This window comes from Thalassospira lohafexi (assembly GCF_002844275.1).
GTDB classification, from domain to species: domain Bacteria; phylum Pseudomonadota; class Alphaproteobacteria; order Rhodospirillales; family Thalassospiraceae; genus Thalassospira; species Thalassospira lohafexi.
Genome location: NZ_NXGX01000002.1, coordinates 483,193 through 504,905, shown reverse-complemented (window position 1 = coordinate 504,905; position 21,713 = coordinate 483,193). Strand labels below are relative to the sequence as shown.

The 21,713-nt window shown below is 53.4% G+C and carries 21 protein-coding genes and 3 tRNA genes; 22 read left to right on the top strand and 2 right to left on the bottom strand.

Translation table 11 applies throughout. The features are described 5' to 3' along the window. Positions 1–251 precede the first annotated feature (251 nt). The 3 genes from COO92_RS06160 (at position 252) to COO92_RS06150 (ending at position 1,050) form a co-directional block, all read left to right on the top strand. The gene (locus COO92_RS06160; protein WP_008891813.1) at positions 252–524 is read left to right on the top strand and encodes an HU family DNA-binding protein; all 273 of its coding nucleotides are present in this window, start codon (positions 252–254) and stop codon (positions 522–524) included. 109 nt (positions 525–633) lie between these two features. Continuing rightward, positions 634–710 (top strand) — tRNA-Val (locus COO92_RS06155). 263 nt (positions 711–973) lie between these two features. Then, positions 974–1,050: transfer RNA gene (locus COO92_RS06150), tRNA-Val, on the top strand. Positions 1,051–1,064: 14 nt separating this feature from the next. On the opposite strand, the gene COO92_RS22045 is transcribed toward COO92_RS06150, so the two are convergent. Then, entirely contained in the window at positions 1,065–1,229 is a 165-nt protein-coding gene (locus COO92_RS22045; RefSeq protein WP_165792287.1) for a hypothetical protein, read from the bottom strand. A 219-nt stretch (positions 1,230–1,448) separates the two neighbouring features. Here COO92_RS22045 and COO92_RS06145 point away from each other — a divergent pair, with 219 nt between their 5' ends. Next, positions 1,449–2,129, top strand: coding sequence for a hypothetical protein (locus COO92_RS06145; protein WP_240626344.1), 681 nt, complete (start codon positions 1,449–1,451; stop codon positions 2,127–2,129). Between the two features lie 137 nt (positions 2,130–2,266). Here the strand turns inward: COO92_RS06145 and fliG are convergent, their stop codons facing one another. Beyond that, positions 2,267–3,286: a flagellar motor switch protein FliG gene (fliG, locus tag COO92_RS06140; protein WP_022732401.1), complete on the bottom strand. Its 1,020-nt coding sequence runs from the start codon at positions 3,284–3,286 to the stop codon at positions 2,267–2,269. Positions 3,287–3,598: 312 nt separating this feature from the next. On the opposite strand from fliG, the gene COO92_RS06135 reads away from it, so the two are divergent. The 18 genes from COO92_RS06135 (at position 3,599) to COO92_RS06050 (ending at position 21,659) form a co-directional block, all read left to right on the top strand. After that, positions 3,599–3,675: transfer RNA gene (locus COO92_RS06135), tRNA-Asp, on the top strand. Positions 3,676–3,961: 286 nt separating this feature from the next. Further along, entirely contained in the window at positions 3,962–4,327 is a 366-nt protein-coding gene (locus tag COO92_RS06130; protein WP_022732400.1) for an NADH-quinone oxidoreductase subunit A, read from the top strand. After that, complete coding sequence (locus COO92_RS06125) at positions 4,318–4,860, top strand: NuoB/complex I 20 kDa subunit family protein (protein ID WP_022732399.1); 543 nt, start codon at positions 4,318–4,320, stop codon at positions 4,858–4,860. The genes COO92_RS06130 and COO92_RS06125 overlap by 10 nt, the downstream gene beginning before the upstream one ends. Positions 4,861–4,879: 19 nt before the next feature. Further along, positions 4,880–5,509, top strand: a complete 630-nt coding sequence (locus COO92_RS06120; protein WP_101300657.1) for an NADH-quinone oxidoreductase subunit C — start codon at positions 4,880–4,882, stop codon at positions 5,507–5,509. Then, positions 5,509–6,687, top strand: a complete 1,179-nt coding sequence (locus COO92_RS06115; RefSeq protein ID WP_101300655.1) for an NADH-quinone oxidoreductase subunit D — start codon at positions 5,509–5,511, stop codon at positions 6,685–6,687. The genes COO92_RS06120 and COO92_RS06115 overlap by 1 nt, the downstream gene beginning before the upstream one ends. Next, on the top strand, positions 6,684–7,346 hold the full coding sequence (nuoE, locus tag COO92_RS06110; protein ID WP_101300654.1) for an NADH-quinone oxidoreductase subunit NuoE: 663 nt from the start codon (positions 6,684–6,686) through the stop codon (positions 7,344–7,346). The genes COO92_RS06115 and nuoE overlap by 4 nt, the downstream gene beginning before the upstream one ends. A 1-nt stretch (position 7,347) precedes the next feature. Continuing rightward, entirely contained in the window at positions 7,348–8,628 is a 1,281-nt protein-coding gene (gene nuoF / locus COO92_RS06105) for an NADH-quinone oxidoreductase subunit NuoF (protein ID WP_022732395.1), read from the top strand. A 27-nt stretch (positions 8,629–8,655) separates the two neighbouring features. After that, positions 8,656–10,716 carry an NADH-quinone oxidoreductase subunit NuoG gene (gene nuoG, locus COO92_RS06100; RefSeq protein WP_101300652.1) on the top strand — a complete coding sequence of 687 codons (2,061 nt, stop codon included), beginning with the start codon at positions 8,656–8,658 and terminating at the stop codon, positions 10,714–10,716. 87 nt (positions 10,717–10,803) lie between these two features. Then, on the top strand, positions 10,804–11,817 hold the full coding sequence (nuoH, locus tag COO92_RS06095) for an NADH-quinone oxidoreductase subunit NuoH (protein ID WP_101300651.1): 1,014 nt from the start codon (positions 10,804–10,806) through the stop codon (positions 11,815–11,817). Between the two features lie 31 nt (positions 11,818–11,848). Then, positions 11,849–12,337: an NADH-quinone oxidoreductase subunit NuoI gene (gene nuoI / locus COO92_RS06090; RefSeq protein ID WP_022732392.1), complete on the top strand. Its 489-nt coding sequence runs from the start codon at positions 11,849–11,851 to the stop codon at positions 12,335–12,337. 83 nt (positions 12,338–12,420) lie between these two features. Continuing rightward, positions 12,421–13,029 (top strand): NADH-quinone oxidoreductase subunit J, encoded by a 609-nt coding sequence (locus tag COO92_RS06085; protein ID WP_022732391.1) that lies wholly within the window; start codon positions 12,421–12,423, stop codon positions 13,027–13,029. Continuing rightward, positions 13,029–13,337, top strand: coding sequence for an NADH-quinone oxidoreductase subunit NuoK (gene nuoK / locus COO92_RS06080; RefSeq protein WP_022732390.1), 309 nt, complete (start codon positions 13,029–13,031; stop codon positions 13,335–13,337). The genes COO92_RS06085 and nuoK overlap by 1 nt, the downstream gene beginning before the upstream one ends. Before the next feature lie 7 nt (positions 13,338–13,344). Next, positions 13,345–15,348 carry an NADH-quinone oxidoreductase subunit L gene (gene nuoL / locus COO92_RS06075; RefSeq protein ID WP_101300649.1) on the top strand — a complete coding sequence of 668 codons (2,004 nt, stop codon included), beginning with the start codon at positions 13,345–13,347 and terminating at the stop codon, positions 15,346–15,348. Positions 15,349–15,354: 6 nt separating this feature from the next. Continuing rightward, on the top strand, positions 15,355–16,872 hold the full coding sequence (locus COO92_RS06070) for an NADH-quinone oxidoreductase subunit M (RefSeq protein ID WP_022732388.1): 1,518 nt from the start codon (positions 15,355–15,357) through the stop codon (positions 16,870–16,872). Positions 16,873–16,883: 11 nt separating this feature from the next. Next, positions 16,884–18,323, top strand: coding sequence for an NADH-quinone oxidoreductase subunit NuoN (gene nuoN / locus COO92_RS06065; RefSeq protein ID WP_420823336.1), 1,440 nt, complete (start codon positions 16,884–16,886; stop codon positions 18,321–18,323). 2 nt (positions 18,324–18,325) lie between these two features. Then, the gene (locus COO92_RS06060; RefSeq protein WP_101300645.1) at positions 18,326–19,084 is read left to right on the top strand and encodes a biotin--[acetyl-CoA-carboxylase] ligase; all 759 of its coding nucleotides are present in this window, start codon (positions 18,326–18,328) and stop codon (positions 19,082–19,084) included. Positions 19,085–19,126: 42 nt separating this feature from the next. Continuing rightward, positions 19,127–19,921, top strand: coding sequence for a type III pantothenate kinase (locus COO92_RS06055; RefSeq protein ID WP_101300643.1), 795 nt, complete (start codon positions 19,127–19,129; stop codon positions 19,919–19,921). Positions 19,922–19,988: 67 nt separating this feature from the next. Next, the gene (locus COO92_RS06050; RefSeq protein ID WP_181951541.1) at positions 19,989–21,659 is read left to right on the top strand and encodes a ribonuclease J; all 1,671 of its coding nucleotides are present in this window, start codon (positions 19,989–19,991) and stop codon (positions 21,657–21,659) included. Positions 21,660–21,713: the final 54 nt, after the last annotated feature.

Below are 21,713 nucleotides of genomic sequence, written 5' to 3'. Positions count from 1 at the left end.
TGGCAGAAATCAAAGGGGAGCAGCATGATTGCTCCCCTTTTTCTGTGGATAACTTTGGCCAAGAATCGACAAAGGTCTATGTCTGGGGGAGTGTAAAGTGCAAAAAATTGAAAAAAACGTCGAAAACCGCAGAAAACTGCGTCTCTCGCATTGACGAGGTGTTTGCGACCTGCTTACACTGCCCATGCAACAGGTTTGGGGCAAACCAAATTTCCTCATAACTCCGAACGTCCAAACAAGGGGGCCAGGAAGTGAATAAAAACGATCTCGTTGGAAGTGTAGCTGCTAAAGCCGATCTTTCAAAAGCTGACGCCGCTAAGGCAGTTGATGCTGTTTTCGATTCCATCACCGATTCTTTGAAATCCGGCGACGAAGTTCGTCTGGTTGGTTTCGGTACCTTCGCTGTCGCTGCTCGCGCTGCTTCAAAAGGTCGCAACCCGCGCACCGGTGAAGAAATCGACATCCCGGCATCGAAACAGCCGAAATTCAAGGCTGGTAAAGGCCTTAAAGACGCCGTCAACTAAGTTTGGCGATGTTTTGAATAAAAATGCCGGTGACATTAGTCACCGGCATTGCTTTTTCTAAAATCCATGCTATGTTCCGCCCGCTTTCGCAAAATAGCGCGGAAACATCGGGTGATTAGCTCAGCTGGTTAGAGCATCTCGTTTACACCGAGAGGGTCGGGAGTTCGAATCTCTCATCACCCACCATGATTAAGGCACCCCTAAAGGGTGCCTTTTTTCTTTGTCTGTTTTTGATCGAATCACATCGCCATTAAATTCGTTTCGAGCTGTTTCGATATCGCGCCATTTTCTGCTGTAAAACGCGTAAAACAGGGTGCCACGGTTGACCATGTGGCAATGTTAAATACCCTTGAAATAGAAGTTTCAATTTTCTGCAATGTATCGATTGCTTTTTGCAAAAAGCATGCTAAGTTCCGCCCCGCTTCCGCAGAATACAGCGCGGGAACATCGGGTGATTAGCTCAGCTGGTTAGAGCATCTCGTTTACACCGAGAGGGTCGGGAGTTCGAATCTCTCATCACCCACCACGATTAAGGCACCCCTAAAGGGTGCCTTTTTCTTTGCCTGTTTCACATTCCCGATAATTCCTGCATTTCCCCACATAACGCCAGTTTTCACAGTGCGTCCAAAACAGCCACGCTTTTGGTGTACCAAATCCATTTTGCGGATCAAACGGCGTCAGGACATCCTGCAGTGCGTCATCCATAAAATGTATGATCCATATGGATGTTGGGCCCACAGTGTCGCAGTGTGATGATATTTGCGGTGCATACGCACAAATCGCGCGAGGCCTGGCGAATCGGATCGGTGGCGTATCAGGGCCATTCATGGCGCTGGCCGGTGTAAATGACTGTAAAAGTTGACGCTTGCCAGCCTGACAGGCAATCTTGCCCTTATGGCCATGAGAAATTGGAAAATAACCATAATGAACGACCGTCAATCCAAACTGATTTCAACGTGGCTCACACCGTTTTGCCTGGATCTGTCATCACTGGGCGGCAAAGTCGCTCTACGACGCCTCAGGAGCTTCCTGCTAGCGCTGTTGATGCCTGTGGTCCTTGTTGGCTGTTATCTCCCCGAAGCCTTCACCATTGATCTCAGTATGGAGCGCAACGGTGATTATCGGCTGAGCTACCGGGGCTTGCTTGTGCAGCCAACCATCACAGAGGGCCTTTTGGATGGCACCCTTGATGCTGATGCGGAAAAGGAAAAGGTCGCAGTTGTTTTGGCCGACCTGAAACGCGATTCCGGTGTGCGGCAGCTAACGTACAACGGGCGCGGGGTGTTCAACATTGTTTATGAACGCCGCAGCAATATCATGCGCGATAAAAGCTTTGTGTTTGTGCGCCGCAATTCCCGTATTCTCGAGATGTTCTTTTACACAGACTCCAATACCGTCGAAATTCGTGGCGGGTTCGTTCCTGATCGCTATGAGGAGCGCCTGACCGCATTGGGCTATCAAATGACCGGCAAGATTGAAGTTCGGACGTCTGCTGGCATCCGCAGCCATAACGCAGATGAGTTTACCAAGGTTGGGGGGCAGAACCGCCTGCGTTGGGAAATCAAGTCGATTACCGACCCGGTCCCGAACGTCATCATTGGATGATCAAAGCACATAATTAAAATGGCGGGCAGGGGTAGGCTGCGCTGCAAAGCAGCCTTAGCCATTGTTGAGGGTGCATAAGAGAAAAAGGACAGCGCGAGGCTGTCCTTTGTGAAATCGTTTTGACGTGGCCGCGAGGTTTAATAAACCATTTCGTCTTCGCCGCCGCCTTCGGAAATAACGATTTGGCCCTGTGCCGCCAGTTCCTTGGCCAGTTGCACAATCATCATTTGCGACTCTTCGACATCCGACAGGCGGACAGGCCCCTGTGCGTCCATGTCTTCGCGCATCATCTTGCCTGCACGTTCGGACATGTTCTTGAAGAACAGGTCGCGCATCTGATCGGTCGACCCTTTGAGCGCCAAGGCCAGTTTGTCTTTTTCCACCTGACGCAGCAGGGTCTGAACACCGTTGTTGTCCAGGCGTGCAAGGTCTTCGAAGGTGAACATGAGGGCTTTGATCTTTTCCGCAGAGTCACGGTTACGTTCCTCAAGTGCGGTAAGGAACCGGTCCTGACTCTGTCGATCAAGGCTGTTGAAGATATCGGCCATAAGTTCGTGGTTATCCCCGCGCGAACCGCGCGCAAGGTTGGACATGAACTCGGTGCGAAGCGTTTTTTCGATATTGTCGAGGACTTCTTTCTGCACGGCCTCCATGCGCAACATACGCATGATCACTTCCATCGAGAAGTTTTCCGGCAAAAGCGACAGCACGGCCGCAGAGTGGCCAGGTTTAAGCTTTGAGAGCACAACACCGACTGTCTGTGGGTATTCGTTCTTAAGGTAGTTGGCCAGAACGGCTTCGTTAACGTTGTTGAGCTTGTCCCACATGGTGCGACCCGCAGGGCCGCGGATCTCTTCCATGATGCCGTTAACACGGTCTTCGGACAGAACTTTCGAGAGCAGACGTTCGGTTGTATCAAACGAGCCGACAAGCGAGCCGGTTGAAGAAAGCTGATCTGCAAATTCGACAAACAGGCGTTCAACGATGTTGGACCCGATGGTGCCAAGGCTCGACATGGTTTGGGAAATCTCTTTGATTTCCTCATCATCCATCATGCTGAACATTTTGGTCGCGTGTTCTTCGCCAAGTGCGAGCATGAGAATCGCAGCTTTCTCAGGACCGGCCAGTGATCTGTATTCTTCTTTAACGCGCCCCACGAGTGGTCTTCTCCGTCCTAATGACTCTGTTCGAAATCAGTTGTGGGATGTTCGAACTTGCCCCTATCGCACCGTAAGATAGGAGAAATTTGTCAACAATTCTATAAAAGCTGACGCCCCAATGCAAAACCCCAAACGAATTGAGGGCGTAAAATGTGCAGAAAGGGTTAATTCAGTACAAAAGGAGGCGAAATTGTCATTCACAGGGTGATGTTGGCGCGCCTAAATGTCGAAAGGGTTGAAAACACTGCTAGCTGCTTGACTTGGTTTTGGGTGTGGTCTAACAAAGGCGCGCCGAATGATGGTCATTTTGCGGGCGTAGCTCAGTTGGTTAGAGCGCCGGCCTGTCACGCCGGAGGTCGCGAGTTCAAGTCTCGTCGCTCGCGCCATGACCCTTCATCTGTTGCCTTTTATCGGGCGTTTCGTCTTTTCCGCGATCGCCTTTTCATGTGTTGCTAACGTTGCTTCGCACGATTGGGTCTTGATCATATTGATGTGCGGCCCGATATCGGACGATAGTAAACGGTACGAAAAGATTAGAAAGTTTCTGGACTTAAGGCGGGTCAAACTGTTCGAATGTCTGGAACTTGTGCGGTGCATACGCTATGGTGCGCCGATATTGGCCAGGTGGGGACCTGGTCGGGTCAGAAGGCCTGTTCTTGAGAGGTCAGAGAGATGCAAGAGCTTCTTTCGGAATATCTTCCGATCCTGGTGTTTATCGGGATCGCCGTCGGTCTTTCGGCGGTAATCATCATCGCGTCGCTGGTTCTTGCCAAACAGGCACCGGATGTCGAAAAACTGTCCGCATATGAGTGCGGTTTTGCGCCGTTCGAAGACGCGCGCATCAAGTTTGACGTGCGGTTCTATCTGGTTGCAATCTTGTTCATTATTTTCGACCTTGAAGTCGCGTTCCTGTTCCCGTGGGCTGTTACCCTCGGTGATATCGGCACATTCGGCTTCGTTTCGATGGTGATCTTCCTGGCCGTTCTGACGGTCGGATTTATCTACGAATGGAAGAAGGGAGCTTTGGAATGGGAGTGAGCACCAATACAGGCGCATCCCTGGCACCCGGCACGGATCAGGATACCCTGCTTAAGGGCGTGTTTGACGAGATGAATGACAAGGGCTTTGTCCTTGCCAATCTTGACAAGCTCGCAAGCTGGGCAAGCACTGGTTCGATGTGGCCAATGACCTTTGGTCTGGCATGCTGTGCTGTTGAGATGATGCATTCGGCTGCGTCGCGTTATGACCTTGACCGGTATGGTCTTGTCTTCCGCCCAAGCCCGCGTCAATCAGACGTCATGATCGTTGCTGGTACACTGACCAACAAAATGGCCCCGGCACTGCGTAAGGTCTATGACCAGATGGCAGAGCCGCGCTGGGTTATTTCGATGGGGTCGTGCGCCAATGGCGGCGGTTACTATCACTATTCCTATTCGGTGGTGCGCGGTTGTGATCGTGTTGTTCCGGTTGACGTATATGTTCCGGGGTGCCCGCCGACAGCCGAAGCGCTGATTTACGGCGTGATGCAGTTGCAAAAGAAAATCCGCCGAACTGGTGTTTTGACACGCTGATCCGTAATAGGGGGCTTGCATGAGCGAACTGCTCAGCGATAACAGCGCCGCATTGAAAGATCTTAAAGATCTTGTGGTGTCCCAGCTTGCAAACGAAATTCTCGAAACCGAGATTCGTTACGGCGAGTTGACCGTCATTGCCAAGCGCGATGACATTCTAAAAGTTCTGACCTTCCTTCGGGATGATACCGGCTGCTTGTTCAAGCAGCTTATCGACGTTTGTGGTGCGGATTACCCGGAACGCGTAGAGCGTTTCGACGTCGTCTATCATATGCTGTCGCTTAAGCATAACCTGCGCATCCGCGTTAAGGTACGTACCGACGAAGAAAGTCCGGTACCAAGCTGTGTCTCGCTTTTCAGCGTCGCCGACTGGTTTGAGCGCGAAACGTGGGACATGTACGGTATCTTCTTTGCCGGTCATCCCGATCCCCGTCGTCTCCTGACCGATTACGGTTTTGAAGGTCATCCGCTGCGTAAGGATTTCCCGCTGACCGGTTATGTCGAAGTTCGTTATGACGATGAGCAAAAGCGCGTCGTCTATGAGCCGGTCAAACTGGTTCAGGATTTCCGCAATTTCGATTTCGAAAGCCCATGGGAAGGCATCCAGAATGTTCTTCCGGGCGATGAAAAGGCGGAGGGCAAGGCCTGATGTCCGAGCAAAAAATCAAAAATATGACCATGAACTTCGGCCCGCAGCACCCTGCGGCACACGGGGTTCTGCGTCTGGTCCTGGAAATGGACGGCGAGGTCATTGAACGTGCGGATGCCCATATTGGTCTTCTGCACCGTGGTACGGAAAAGCTGATCGAATATAAAACCTATATTCAGGCAACGCCGTATTTTGACCGTCTCGACTATGTCGCACCGATGAACCAGGAACATGCGTATTGCCTGGCCATCGAAAAGCTGATGGGCGTCGAAGTTCCCAAGCGTGCTCAGTATATCCGTGTTCTGTACGCCGAAATCGGCCGTATCCTGAACCATATCCTGAATATGACGGCATTTGCGCTCGACGTTGGTGCGATGACGCCGCTTCTCTGGGGCTTTGAAGAACGTGAAAAGCTCATGGAATTCTATGAGCGCGCCTGTGGTGCCCGTCTTCACGCCAACTATTTCCGTCCGGGCGGTGTTGCTGCCGATCTTCCGGCTGGTTTGCTCGAAGACATCGATGCCTGGGCTGATCAGTTTGACATCTTCCTGAACGATTTTGATCGCGTTCTTACCGGCAACCGTATCTTTAAACAGCGTACGGTTGATATCGGGACCGTGACCGCCGAAGAGGCGCTTGATTGGGGCTTTACCGGCCCGAATATTCGCGCATCCGGTCTGGCATGGGATCTTCGCAAGTCGCAGCCTTATGACTCGTACGAAGATTTCGATTTTGACATTCCGGTCGGCAAGAACGGTGACTGCTATGACCGTTTCCTCGTGCGTTTCGAAGAAATGTGGCAATCTCTAAAGATCATCAAGCAGGCCGTCAAGAATATGCCTGATGGTCCTGTTATTGTTCAGAATAACAAAGTGGCACCGCCGTCGCGCGCGCAGATGAAGCGTTCGATGGAAGCCCTTATTCATCACTTCAAACTCTTCACCGAAGGGTTCCACGTTCCGGCTGGCGAATGCTATGCCGCGGTCGAGGCACCTAAAGGCGAGTTTGGTGTGTATCTTGTTTCGGATGGCTCGAACCGTCCGTATCGTTGCAAAATCCGCGCCCCGGGGTTCCCGCACCTTCAAGGCATCGACTTTATGTCAAAAGGCCACATGCTGGCCGACGTCGTTGCAAATATCGGGTCGCTAGATATCGTGTTCGGTGAGATTGACCGATGAGCCATTTGAGAAGACCAGCTCCGAAAGAGCTTCAGCCTGTCAGCTTCGCCTTTACGCCAGAAAATCTGGATAAAGCGAAAAAGATCATCGCCAAGTATCCGGAAGGCCGCCAGCAAAGTGCGGTCATGCCGTTGCTTGATCTGGCACAGCGTCAGACCGAAGGCAATTGGGTTCCGACAGTCGCAATGGATTACCTTGCCGACATGCTCGAAATGCCTGCCATTCGTGTCTATGAGGTTGCGACCTTCTATACGATGTATAACCTTGCCCCCGTGGGTAAGAACTTCATCCAGGTCTGCACCACAACGCCGTGCTGGCTTCGCGGTTCTGCCGACGTTGTCGATACCTGTAAAAAGGAACTCGGCATTGGTGTTGGCGAAACGACGCAAGACGGTCAGTTCACCATGATCGAAGTTGAGTGCCTTGGCGCGTGCGTTAACGCACCGATGATGCAGATCAACGACGATTATTACGAAGACCTGACCGCAGATACGACCAAGGCCATCCTTGATGCCCTCAAAAAGGGTGAAAAGCCAAAAGTCGGTCCGCAAAGTGGCCGTAAAGGTTGCGAGCCGATTGATGGTCCGAAGGTTCTGAAAGCATTCTGTGGTTGCGGTGCTGCACCGCAGGACGCCGATGCAAGCAAAGGGGACGCCTGATATGCTGCAGGATAAGGATCGTATCTTTACCAACCTTTATGGTTTTCAGGACTTTGGCCTTAAGGGCGCGCAGTCACGTGGGAACTGGGATGGTACCAAGGGTTTGATCGAGAAAGGTCGCGACTGGATCATCGATGAAATGAAATCATCGGGGATGCGTGGTCGTGGCGGTGCCGGTTTCCCGACCGGCCTTAAATGGTCGTTCATGCCCAAAGAATCCGATGGTCGTCCAAGCTACCTCGTGGTTAATGCCGATGAGGGCGAGCCGGGCACCTGTAAAGACCGTGAGATCATGCGTAATGATCCGCATACTCTGATCGAAGGGTGCCTTCTGGCCAGCTTCGCGATGAATGCGCATGCGGCCTATATCTACATTCGTGGTGAGTTTTATCACGAGGCATCCAACCTGCAGCTGGCCATTGATCAGGCATATGAAGCAGGGCTCGTTGGTAAAAATGCCTGTGGGTCGGGTTGGGACTTTGACATTTACCTGCATCTTGGTGCCGGTGCTTACATCTGCGGCGAAGAAACCGCATTGATCGAAAGCCTCGAAGGTAAAAAAGGTCAGCCGCGCCTGAAACCACCATTCCCGGCGAACTCGGGCCTTTATGGTTGCCCGACCACGGTGAACAACGTTGAATCCATTGCAGCGGTTCCGACCATTTTGCGTCGGGGCGGTTCGTGGTTCTCAAGCTTCGGCCGCGAGAACAATCACGGCACCAAGCTTTTTGCCATTTCCGGTCACGTCGAAAAGCCGTGCACCGTCGAAGAGGCCATGAGCATTCCGTTGCGTGAACTGATCGAAAAGCATTGCGGCGGTGTTCGCGGCGGCTGGGATAACCTTCTGGCGGTTATTCCGGGGGGCTCGTCAGTTCCGTTGATGCCTAAAGACGTTTGTGACGACGTGCTGATGGACTTTGATGGTCTGCGTGAAGTGGGCTCGGGTCTGGGTACGGCGGCAGTGATTGTCATGGATAAGTCGACTGACATTGTTTATGCCATCGCGCGTCTGTCGGAATTCTACAAACATGAAAGCTGTGGCCAGTGCACGCCGTGCCGTGAAGGTACCGGTTGGATGATGCGCATGATGACGCGTATGGTCCGCGGCGAGGCTACGCTTGATGAAATTGATCTGTTGTGGGATGTGACCAAACAGGTCGAGGGCCATACCATTTGTGCGCTTGGCGATGCTGCTGCATGGCCAATTCAGGGCCTTATCCGTCATTTCCGTCCCGAAATGGAACGTCGGATTAAGGAATATCGCGCGCGGATCGCGGCCTGAGAAGGACCTGTTGAGAGGGATTGAGACATGCCGAAACTAACAGTTGACGGTATAGAAGTTGAAGTAGAAGCCGGGGCGACAGTCCTTCAGGCCTGTGAAGAGGCAGGTAAGGAAATCCCGCGTTTCTGCTATCACGAACGCCTGTCAATCGCCGGCAACTGCCGTATGTGTCTGGTTGAAATGGAACGCGCGCCGAAACCGGTCGCATCCTGTGCCATGCCTGCAGCAGATGGAATGGTGATTAAAACCGATTCTGATCTGGTTAAAAAAGCGCGTAATGGCGTGATGGAATTCTTGCTGATTAACCATCCGCTTGATTGCCCGATTTGTGACCAGGGTGGTGAATGTGACCTTCAGGATCAGGCCATGGCCTATGGTTTTGACTCTTCACGTTACGCCGAGAAAAAACGTGCCGTGAAAGACAAGGAACTGGGCCCGATCGTTAAAACGATCATGACCCGTTGCATTCACTGTACCCGTTGTGTGCGCTTCTCCGAGGAAGTCGCCGGTGTTGGCACCATGGGTGCTGTCTACCGCGGCGAAGATACCGAAGTCGGGCCTTACATCGAAGCATCGATCAACTCCGAACTTTCGGGCAACCTGATTGATCTTTGCCCGGTCGGTGCCTTGACCTCGAAACCATATGCGTTCACCGCCCGTCCTTGGGAATTGAAGAAAACCGACAGCATCGACGTTATGGATGCGGTTGGCTCGAACATTCGCATTGATGCGCGCAGCTCCGAAGTTCTGCGTGTTCTGCCGCGCATCAACGAAGACGTGAACGAAGAATGGATTTCGGACAAAACCCGTTACGCCATTGATGGCCTGAAACGTCAGCGTCTCGACCGTCCTTATGTCCGTGTCGATGGCAAACTCGTTCCGGCAAGCTGGGACGAAGCCTTTGCCGCGATCAAAGCCAAGGTTTCCGGTCTGGATGGCAAAAAGATTGCCGCCATTGCCGGGGATACGGTCGATTGTGAATCGATGACGGCGCTTAAAGATCTGATGGGCAGCCTTGGTTCTGCGAACATTGATTGTCGTCAGGACGGATCAAAAGTTGGCGGTCCGCGGAGCTCTTATATCTTTAACACCACCATTGCTGGCATCGAAGAGGCAGACGCCTGCCTGATCGTTGGCGCAAATGTGCGCGCCGAAGCACCAATCATCAATTCCCGCCTGCGTAAGCGCTGGCGTGCGACCAACGGTGATTTCCGCGTTGGTATCATCGGCGAGAAGTGGGACCCGACCTACAAGAACGATTATCTTGGTGCCGGTCCGGAAACCCTTGCCGAAATTCTTGATGGTAAAAACGACTTCGCCAAGGTTCTTAAAGCCGCCGATAAACCGATGATCATCGTCGGCATGGGCGCTCTGAACCGTGAAGATGGCGATGCTGTTCTGGCCGCAACCCGCGCAATTGCCGAGAAATTCGGCATGGTTGCCGGTGAGTGGAACGGCTTTAACGTTCTCCATACCGCAGCATCGCGTGTCGGTGGCCTTGATCTGGGCTTTGTCCCGGGTGAGGGCGGTCTGGCAACCAACGACATCCTTGATGGTGCTGCAAAAGGCGCTGTTGAAGTTGTTTATCTGTTGAGTGCCGACGAAGTCGACATGAGCAAACTGGAAAAGGCATTTGTCATTTACCAGGGTGCGATGGGGGATGCCGGTGCGCAGGCAGCGGACGTGATTTTGCCCGGTGCTGCCTATACCGAAAAGAACGGAACTTACGTCAACACCGAAGGCCGCGCCCAGCAGGGCTGGCGTGCAGTCTTCCCGCGTGGTGATGCACGTGAGGATTGGGCGATTGTTCGGGCACTTTCCGGTGCGTTGGACAAAACCCTGCCGTACAACAATATCGATGCCGTTCGCGCGCGCATGGTGGAACTCAGCCCGACCTTCGCGTCACTGAACGTTCCGACCAAGGCCGAATGGACCGATTTCGGTAAAGCAGGCGAGATGAAGTCAGATGGCTTTATGTCCCCGGTTCGCAATTTCTATATGACCGACCCGATCAGCCGTGCATCGGTGACGATGGCCAAATGTACTGAGGCCTTTGTCAAAGATACGGCTGCCGAGAAGGTTGCCTGAGTAAGGGGGGCGGCGATCTGATCGTCGCCTATTCCGCAAGGGGGTGTCCCAATTCAGGGACGAAACGCAAAAGATACGGTTTGACCGATGGAACTTCTTTGGGACGGATATATTGAACCACTTGTCTGGATCGTCGCCAAGATTTTGGCGATTGTGGTCCCGCTGCTGGTTGCTGTCGCCTATCTGACCTACGCTGAGCGTAAGGTTATCGGTGCTATTCAGCTCCGTAAGGGCCCGAACGTTGTGGGGCCGTTTGGCCTTTTGCAACCGCTTGCCGATGGTCTGAAGCTGTTTCTGAAAGAAACAATCATTCCGACAAGTGCAAACAAGGGCGTGTTCATCATCGCCCCGATGCTGACCTTCATTCTGGCCATCATTGCTTGGGCGGTTATTCCGTTCGACGAGGGCATGGTTCTGGCAGATTTGAACGTTGGTATTCTGTACCTGTTCGCGATTTCTTCGCTGGGTGTCTATGGCATCGTGATGGCGGGTTGGGCTTCGAACTCCAAATACGCATTCCTCGGCGCGCTGCGTTCTGGCGCTCAGATGGTCTCGTACGAGATTTCGATTGGCCTGATCATCATCTCGGTTCTGCTAACAACCGGCTCACTGAACCTGAGCGACATCGTCCGCGGCCAGATTGGCGGCGTATGGGAGTGGAACTTTATCTATCACTTCCCGATGTTCATCGTCTTCATCGTGTCCATCCTGGCAGAAACCAACCGCGCACCGTTTGACCTTCCCGAAGCGGAAGCAGAACTGGTTTCAGGCTATAACGTCGATTATTCGGCAATGACCTTTGCGCTGTTCTTCCTGGGTGAATACGCCAACATGATCCTGATGAGCGGCCTGTGTGCTGTTCTGTTCCTGGGGGGCTGGACCGCACCGTTGCCGTTCCTTGACTTCATCCCGGGCGCGATCTGGTTCATTCTGAAGATCTGTTTCGTTCTGTTCATCTTCCTTTGGGTCCGTGCAACATTCCCGCGTTACCGTTATGACCAGCTGATGCGTCTGGGTTGGAAAATCTTCCTGCCGCTGTCGTTTGCCTGGGTCATGCTCGTTGCTACGTTCCTGGTAGTTTTTGACAAGGTCCCGGCCTGATCGCCGCGCATCGGAAAGAGAGAGGTATACGATGTCATTTATTGATCGGACGGCCCGGAGCTTCCTGCTCGCGGAACTCGTATCGGGTATGGCGCTCACCTTGAAATATATGTTCAAGCCAAAAGTGACGCTGAACTACCCGTATGAGAAAGGCCCGCTGAGCCCGCGTTTCCGTGGTGAACATGCCCTGCGCCGCTACCCGAACGGGGAAGAGCGCTGCATTGCATGTAAACTGTGTGAAGCAATTTGCCCGGCACAGGCCATTACCATTGAGGTAGAGCCGCGTGACGATGGTTCACGTCGTACAACCCGCTACGACATTGATATGACGAAATGCATCTATTGCGGTTTCTGCGAAGAAGCCTGCCCGGTGGATGCCATCGTCGAAGGTCCGAACTTTGAGTTCGCAACCGAAAACCGCGAGGAGCTTCTTTATGACAAAGACAAGCTTCTCGAAAACGGCGAGCGCTGGGAAGCCGAGCTTGCTGCACGATTGGAGGCAGACGCACCTTATCGGTAAGTGTCGCGTCTGATCGTTATAAAGAGAGTTCATGGATCGTTGTTTGCCAATGGGGCGGCAACGATTCGCCAAGGGGGTACCTTATGGTCGTACAGGCTTTGGCTTTTTACCTGTTTGCTACCATCGCGGTTCTATCCGCGACAGCGGTTGTGACCGTTCGCAACCCGGTGCATTCGGTACTGTTGCTGATCTTGACATTCTTTAACGCAGCCGGGCTTTTCGTCCTGCTGGGTGCTGAGTTTCTCGCCATGCTGCTCGTCGTCGTCTATGTCGGCGCGGTCGCGGTTCTGTTCCTGTTCGTCGTGATGATGCTGGACATCAACTTTGTTGAAATGCGCCAGGGTTTCCTGAACTACCTGCCGATTGGGGTTCTGATCGCGGTTGTTCTGTTCGTCGAACTGGCGTTTGTCGGTGCCGGATGGACGCTGACCGACGAGGCGGTTGCGGTTCTTGCCCAGCCAACGCCCGCAGGGGTCGGAAATGTCGAGGCACTTGGTCGTTTGATCTACACCGATTACGCATACATCTTCCAGTCGGCTGGACTGGTTCTGCTTGTTGCGATGATTGGCGCAATTGTTTTGACGCTGCGTCACCGTGAAGGTGTCCGCCGTCAGAAAATCTCCGAGCAGGTCAAGCGTACCCGCGCTGATACGCTTGAAATCAAAAAAGTTCCGGTCGGAAGGGGGATCTGATGGAAATCGGTCTTGCACATTATCTGACCGTCGCGGCGATCCTTTTCACACTCGGGATCTTCGGCATCTTTATGAACCGTAAGAACGTCATCATCATCATGATGTCGATCGAACTGATGCTGTTGGCGGTCAATATCAACTTTGTGGCGTTCTCGTCGTTCCTTGGCGACCTCGTCGGTCAGGTTTTCACCATCTTCGTTCTGACGGTTGCGGCGGCCGAAGCTGCAATTGGTCTGGCGATCCTGGTCGTCTACTTCCGTAACCGCGGCACCATCGCGGTTGAAGATATCAACATGATGAAGGGGTAAGGCAGATATGTATCCGTTGATTGTATTCCTGCCCCTGATCGCGGCAGCCATTGCCGGGACCATCACGCTGGTCGGCGCCATGTCGACTGCGAAAGATGCCCCGCATGACGCGCACGGTCATCACCATCATGGTGTTTCCTCCGCCGACCGCGTGGCACAGCTTGTCACCGTTTGCGGCGTGGTGATTTCCTTTATCATTTCGATCTTTGCCTTTGTCGATGTTGCCCTTGGCGGCAACCCGGTGACGATTGAACTGTTTACCTGGATTACCTCGGGCAACTTTGATGTCTCATGGGCGCTGCGTATTGATACGCTGACCTGTGTGATGCTGATTGTTGTGACCGGCGTTTCCTCGATGGTTCACATCTATTCCATCGGCTATATGTCGCATGACCCGGACAAGCCGCGCTTCATGGCGTATCTCAGCTTGTTCACCTTTGCGATGCTGATGCTGATTACCGCCGACAACCTGATCCAGCTGTTCTTTGGCTGGGAAGGGGTGGGGCTTGCGTCCTACCTTCTGATCGGTTTCTGGTATTCAAAACCGTCGGCATCGGCCGCTGCGATCAAGGCATTCCTTGTTAACCGCGTTGGTGACTTTGGCTTTGCCCTTGGTATCTTTGCGGTCTATGTGCTGTTTGATAGCGTTCAGTTCGATGTGATCTTTGGCAATGCCGAAGAAGTCGCGGGCACGACGCTGATGTTCCTTGGCCATGAATTCTCGGCTTTGGAAATTACCTGCTTCCTGCTGTTTATCGGTGCGATGGGTAAATCGGCACAGCTTGGTCTGCACACTTGGTTGCCTGACGCAATGGAAGGCCCAACCCCGGTTTCCGCCCTTATTCACGCGGCAACCATGGTGACGGCCGGTGTGTTCATGGTCGCGCGTCTGTCGCCGATCTTTGAATATGCTGAAACCACCTTGATGATCGTTACCATCGTTGGTGCGTCGACCGCGTTCTTTGCGGCGACCATCGGCTGTGTTCAGAACGACATCAAACGCGTTATCGCCTATTCGACCTGTTCGCAGCTCGGCTATATGTTCTTTGCCTGCGGTGTGTCGGCTTATTCTGCGGGTGTGTTCCACCTGATGACACATGGTTTCTTCAAGGCGCTTTTGTTCCTTGGGGCCGGTTCGGTCATTCATGCGATGTCTGATGAACAGGACATGCGCAAAATGGGTGGCATCTGGAAAATGGTTCCGCTGACCTTTGGTGTGATGATGATCGGTACGCTGGCCATCACCGGTGTTCCGGGGCTTGCGGGCTTCTATTCCAAGGATCTGGTCATCGAAAGTGCCTATGCGGCCCATACCAATGTTGGTCTTTATGCCTTCTGGGCAGGGATCCTTGCGGCCCTTATGACCTCGTTCTATAGCTGGCGTTTGATCTTCATGACCTTCTTTGGTGCCCCGCGCGCTGATGAACGGACCATGGCACATGTGCATGAAAGCCCGGCTGTCATGACAGCACCGCTTCTGTTCCTGGCTGTCGGCGCGATCTTTGCCGGTTGGTTTGCCAAGGACTGGTTCGGTGGCGGCAACTACGAAGAAATGCTGAACTTCTGGAACGGTGCGATCTTCATGGCCGAGGGCCACACAGCCCTTGAAAGTGCACACCATGTTCCGGGCTGGGTTAAACTGGCACCGTTTGTTGCGATGATTACCGGCTTTGCCATTGCGGTTGTGATGTACAAGCTTGTTCCGTCGTTGCCACGCACGCTTGCGAACACCTTCAACGGTTTGTATCGCTTTGTGCTGAACAAATGGTATTTCGACGAACTCTACGACAAGATTTTCGTAAAACCGGCCTTTGCACTTGGCTACGGCTTATGGAAATCGGGTGATGGTGCGATCATTGATGGTTGTGGCCCTGATGGGGTTGCTGCTGCCTGCCGTAACATCGCACGTCGCGTCAGCGCCATTCAGAGTGGTTTTGTCTATCACTATGCATTTGCAATGCTGATTGGCATTGCTGCGCTGGTCTCCTACACAATTTGGAAGATGGGTTAACGGGCGATGAGTGATTGGCCAATTCTTTCGATCGTCACCTTCTTGCCGTTGCTGGGCGCAGTTCTGCTGCTGTTCATCAATGGTGAAGAGGCGAATGTCGCCCGCAATTCCCGCGGAGTTGCGCTTTGGACGTCGGTGTTTACCTTCCTTGTATCTTTGATGCTGTGGGTGAACTTCGATAAAACAACTGCTGACTTCCAGTTCGTCGAACAGGCGGACTGGATGCCGGGCCTGAACATTTCCTATCACATGGGCGTGGACGGTATTTCCGTTCTGTTCGTCCTGCTTGCGACCTTCCTGACCCCGATTTGTATTCTGTCGGCATGGGAAGCGATCCAAAAGCGCGTGAAGGAATACATGATCGCTTTCCTCGTTCTTGAAACGATGATGATCGGCATGTTCAGCTCGCTTGACGGTTTGCTGTTCTATCTGTTCTTCGAAGGCGTCCTGATCCCGATGTTTATCATCATCGGCGTCTGGGGCGGTCAGCGCCGCGTTTACGCTGCATTCAAGCTGTTCCTCTATACGCTTCTGGGCTCGGTCCTGATGCTGGTTGCGCTGCTCGCGATGTATTTCGAAGCAGGCACCACCGACATCCCGACCCTGATGGCATACGGGTTCGACTATAATATGCAGTTGTGGCTATGGCTGGCGTTCTTTGCATCCTTCGCGGTGAAAGTTCCGATGTGGCCAGTTCATACCTGGCTGCCGGACGCCCACGTCGAAGCACCAACAGCTGGTTCTGTTATTCTGGCTGGTGTGCTTTTGAAAATGGGCGGCTATGGTTTCCTTCGGTTCTCGTTGCCGATGATGCCACTGGCGTCTGAAACCTTTGCACCGCTGATCTTCACACTGTCGATTGTTGCAATTATCTATACGTCTCTGGTGGCGCTTGCCCAGCAGGACATGAAAAAGCTGATTGCCTATTCGTCGGTTGCCCACATGGGGATTGTGACGATCGGTGCCTTCACCTTTAATCAGCACGGTATCGAAGGTTCGATCTTCCAGATGCTCAGCCACGGTGTGGTATCGGGCGCGTTGTTCCTGTGTGTTGGTGTTGTCTATGACCGCATCCACACCCGCGAAATCGACGCCTATGGCGGTCTGGTTCATCGCATGCCAAGCTACGCGCTGATCTTCATGTTCTTTACCATGGCATCTGTTGGTCTTCCGGGTACCGGTGGTTTCGTCGGCGAAATCCTGACGTTGCTCGGTGCGTTTGAAGCCAACACCTGGGTCGCGTTCTTTGCTGCAACCGGTCTGATCCTTGGTGCGGCCTATGCGCTTTATCTCTATCGCCGGATTATCTTTGGGGCCCTGACAAAGGATAACCTCAAATCGATCCTCGATCTGAGCCCGCGTGAATGGCTGCTTTTTGCACCGCTTGTGATCGTTGTTGTCTGGATGGGGGTCTATCCGGTCTCCTTCCTCGACATCATGCATGTCTCGGTTGAGAACCTCGTCAACCAGGTCGAAACGGCCCAAGCTGCCGCGGCAAGTGCCGCCCAGCTGGCTGTGAATTGAGGGGAATGATCATGGGAGTTTCTATGCTCAACCTCGGGGCCGCACTGCCCGAAATCTTTATGGCAGTCTCTGCCTTGGCTCTGTTGATGCTTGGGGTTTTCGCCGGCAAGGACAAAGCGTTCCGCACCGTGTCCTGGCTGGCCGTTGCCGCCCAGGTCATCACCATCATCCTTGTGGTGACGGGCGAGGGCGGTCCTGCCTTCTTTGGCCAGTTCACGGCTGACGCCTTTGCACAATTCTGCAAAGTCATGATCCTGATCGGCTCAAGTATCGGCATCATCATGTCGATGAAGTTTGCCGAACGTGAAAACATGGCACGTTTCGAGTTTCCGATCCTGATCACCCTTGCCACGGTCGGCATGATGGCGATGGTTTCGGCATCCGACATGATGTCGCTGTATCTTGGTCTGGAACTGCAGTCGCTGGCACTTTACGTGGTTGCTGCTATCCGCCGTGACACGATCCGGTCGACAGAATCGGGCTTGAAATACTTTATCCTTGGCTCGATTGCTTCGGGCATGCTGCTGTATGGCATGTCAATGGTCTATGGCTTTACCGGGACCACCAATTTCGCAGTTCTTGCCGATACCCTTACGGGCGGTGATCTGCCGGTTGGGGCGATGGTTGGTCTGGCATTCATGTTTGCCGGTCTGTGCTTTAAGATTTCCGCCGTTCCGTTCCACATGTGGACGCCCGACGTTTATGAAGGTGCACCGACCCCGGTAACGGCCTTCTTTGCGGTCGCACCAAAGATCGCGGGTCTTGCACTGTTTGTCCGTGTTGCGATTGGACCGTTTGGCGGCGTCGTTGCAGACTGGCAGCAGATCATCGTTCTGATCTCGATCCTGTCGATGCTGGTTGGTTCGTTTGCCGCCTTGCGTCAGGAAAACATCAAACGTCTGATGGCCTATTCGTCCATCGGTCACGTTGGGTTTGCGCTGGTCGGTCTGGCCGCAGGCACCGAGGAAGGTGTGACCGGTGTTCTGGTTTATCTGGGTATTTACCTTGTGATGAACCTGGGCACGTTTGCCGTGATCCTCTGCATGCGTCGTAATGACCGGATGAATGAGGAAATCACCGATCTTGCTGGTCTGGCCAAAACCAAACCGCTGATGGCGGCGATTACCGCAATCTTGATGTTCTCGATGGCGGGTATCCCGCCGCTCGCCGGGTTCTTTGGCAAGTTCTATGTCTTTAAGGCCGCCGTTGATGCTGGTCTTGTGACGTTGGCTGTCATTGGTCTGGTGACCTCGGTTGTCAGTGCGTACTACTATCTGCGCATCATCAAGGTCATGTATTTCGACGAGCCGGTCGAAGGGTTTGATCGCAATGGCACGGAAATGAACGTTATCATGGCGGTTGCCACGATCGCCATTCTGGCCTTTGTCTTCTTCCCGAACCCGTTGATGGATAGCGCAGCTATTGCTGCCGCTTCACTGTTCGGCCAGTAAGTATGAAGTCGAACACGATCCGTCTTCCAGAAGGTTTCTACCTTCACCAACTGGACTCGGTCGATAACACAAATGAAGAGGCCAAACGCCTCGCAGACAAGGGCGCCCAGAGTGGCGCCCTTGTTTTAGCCAAAACACAAACGTCCGGTCGCGGTCGCCGCGGGCGGGCATGGTCGTCCCCGGTGGGCAACCTGTATTCGTCGTTGTTGCTGCGTCCGACCTGTTCACTTGCCGAGGCCGCACGCCTGACGTTCCTGATTGCCGTTGCCATGGCCGAGGCGATTGAAACGGTCACGGGGATGCAGGTCCGACCTGACTGCAAATGGCCTAATGATCTGATGGTCAATGGGCGCAAGATTTGCGGTATTCTTCTGGAAAGTGCATCCAATCACCTGTCGTCGACCGACTATCTGGTCATTGGAACAGGGGTGAATGTGGCGTTTTATCCAGACGATTCCGAACGTCCGGCAACCTCGCTTGCATCCCTTGGCGCACCGGTTTCGGTTCATGAACTTGTTTCTGTCTATGTCGAACGTATTGCATACTGGTTGCCGATCTGGGAACAGCAGGGCTTTACGCCAATCCGCGAAGCGTGGTTGACACGGGGATATGGCATTGGCGAGCCGGTGGTTGCCCGATTGACGGAACGTGAGTTGCAGGGAACTTTCGTCGGACTTGATGATGATGGTTCCCTTATCCTAAGAGAAGGCAGCGGGTTTGAGCATCGAATTGGTGCTGGCGAAGTTTTCTTCAGGGGCTAAATTGAATAATATCTTGCTGCGAAGTGGAGGCGTGTAAGCTTCATGTTGCTTGCGATTGATGCCGGGAACACAAATATCGTTTTTGCTGTCTTTGATGGGGATACCATCAAGGGGCAATGGCGTTGCTCGACCACAACCGAACGTACTGCCGATGAATTGGGCGTTTGGCTGCATCATCTGTTCACGCTTTCAGACGTGCCGGTTGATGCGATTTCCGGGGCGATTATCGCAACGGTGGTACCGGCCGCGGAATTTAGCTTAAAGACCCTGTGTCGTCGGTATTTCAATGTCGATCCGATGGTGGTTGGTGATCCGGATGTTAAACTGGACATGAACATCATCATGGACCGGCCAAGCGAGGTTGGGGCAGACCGTCTTGTCAATGCGGTTGCCGCCCATAAGCTGTTTGGTGGTCCGCTTGTGGTTCTCGATTTCGGAACTGCGACCACCTTTGACGTTGTTGATCACAACGGCGACTACCTTGGCGGCGTGATTGCGCCAGGCGTCAATCTGTCGATCAAGGCATTGCATATGGCAGCTGCCCAGTTGCCGATGGTCGCAATTGAAGCACCACGCAATGTTGTTGGTAAAAACACCGTTGAAGCCATGCAGTCTGGCGTGTATTGGGGCTATGTTTCGATGATCGAAGGGTTGCTCGCGCGTATTCGCCAACAGCAGGGCCTTGAAACCATCAAGGTGGTTGCAACCGGTGGGCTTGCGCCACTGTTTACCAAGGCAGTAGACGAAATTGAACATTTGCATGGCGATTTGACCATGCTTGGCCTGTTGATGATTTACCGTCGCAACAGCCAGGAAAAAGATACTCAGGCCCAATAAGGGTTTGCACCGGGCAGGGGCATAAGCCCCGCCTGATCAGAATGCCGAATGTAAAGGAAGACCGTCCGTGGATTTGTATTTGCCAAAAGACGAAGTGCTGTTTGTGCCGCTAGGCGGTTCTGGCGAGATCGGCATGAACATGAACCTTTACGGGTATGATGATCAGTGGTTGATGGTCGATATGGGGGTTTCCTTTGGCGAGGAAGGCCTGCCGGGTGTCGATGTCGTCATGCCCGACCCAACCTTTATCGAGGAGCGTAAGGACAAGCTTCTTGGGCTGGTGCTGACCCACGCACACGAAGATCACCTTGGGGCCATTCCGTATTTGTGGAAACGCCTTAAGTGCCCGATCTATGCGACGCCCTTTGCCGCAGCATTCCTCAAAGCCAAGCTTTCGGAAACCGATTTTGCCGACGAAGTTCCGATCCATGTGATCGAACTGGGCGGCCGGTTTACCTTGGGATGCTTTGACATTGAATTTGTCACCATGACCCATTCGATCCTTGAGCCCAATGCCTTGGCCATTCGCACGCCAAAGGGCTTGATCGTTCATACCGGCGACTGGAAATTTGACCCTGATCCGCAGATTGGCGAAGCATCCGATGTCAAAAAGCTCGAAGAGCTTGGCGACGAGGGTGTTATGGCGCTGGTTTGTGACTCAACCAATGTCTTTTCCGAAGGCCAAGCCGGCTCCGAAGGCGATGTTGCCAAGAATCTGTCGAAATTGTTTGCCGAACATCCGCAAGGACGCATAGCGATTGCGTGTTTTGCCACCAATGTTGCGCGTCTGCAGTCTGTGATCGAAGCGGCCCACGAAAACAACCGGTGTGTTGGTTTGGTCGGGCGCTCGCTATACCGCGTGACCGAGGCAGCCCGCGAAGTCGGCTATCTGACATCCTATCCGAACCTTCTGACCGATCAGGACGCGATGGAAGTGCCCAAGGATCAGGTGCTGTTTCTCTGCACCGGGTCACAAGGCGAACCGCGTGCGGCACTTTCGCGCATTGCCAAGGGCGATCACCCGATGGTCGAACTCGATCCGGGCGATACGGTGGTGTTCTCTGCGCGTGAGATTCCCGGCAATGAAAAATCCATCGGTTATATCCAGAACCTTTTGATCCGTCGTGGCATTAAGGTCATCACCGCACGCGATGAACCGATCCACGTATCGGGGCATCCGGGCCGTCAGGACTTGGCGCGGATGTATCAATTGACCCGTCCAAAAATCCTGATCCCTGTGCACGGTGAAACCCGCCATTTGTGCGAACAGGCCGCCCTTGGGGCAGAATGCCAGATCCCTGAACAGGTGATCCCGCATGATGGGACGGTCATCCGTCTATCGCCGGGCAATTCGCAGGTCATTGGGGTGGCCGAAGCTGGCATTCTTGCCCTTGATGGCGGACGCTTGCTCAAACGTGATGCAAACACCATCCGTAACCGCAATCGTATCGTCTGGAATGGCGTGATGTTTGTCACCGTGGTGCTCAATCAGTTTGGCGAAATGGTCAAGGATCCGATGATTTCCGCACCTAGCCTGTTTGATGAGGCAGATGACGATGTCCGTCTTGATCATTTTGCTGCTGAGATCGGCAATCGGGTAGATCGGTTGGGTGATGAGGAAGTCCTTGATGATTCTGCTGTGATCCTGGCGATCCGCCAAGCTTTGCGCCGTCCTGTGCGTCAGCGTCTTGGCAAGCGTCCGCTGATCGAAGTCCATCTGGTCCGCGTTAAGGAATAGCAAGGGGCTTTGAAATCCCGTTTGGTGGCCATATTCGACCAAATGGGCAATTGT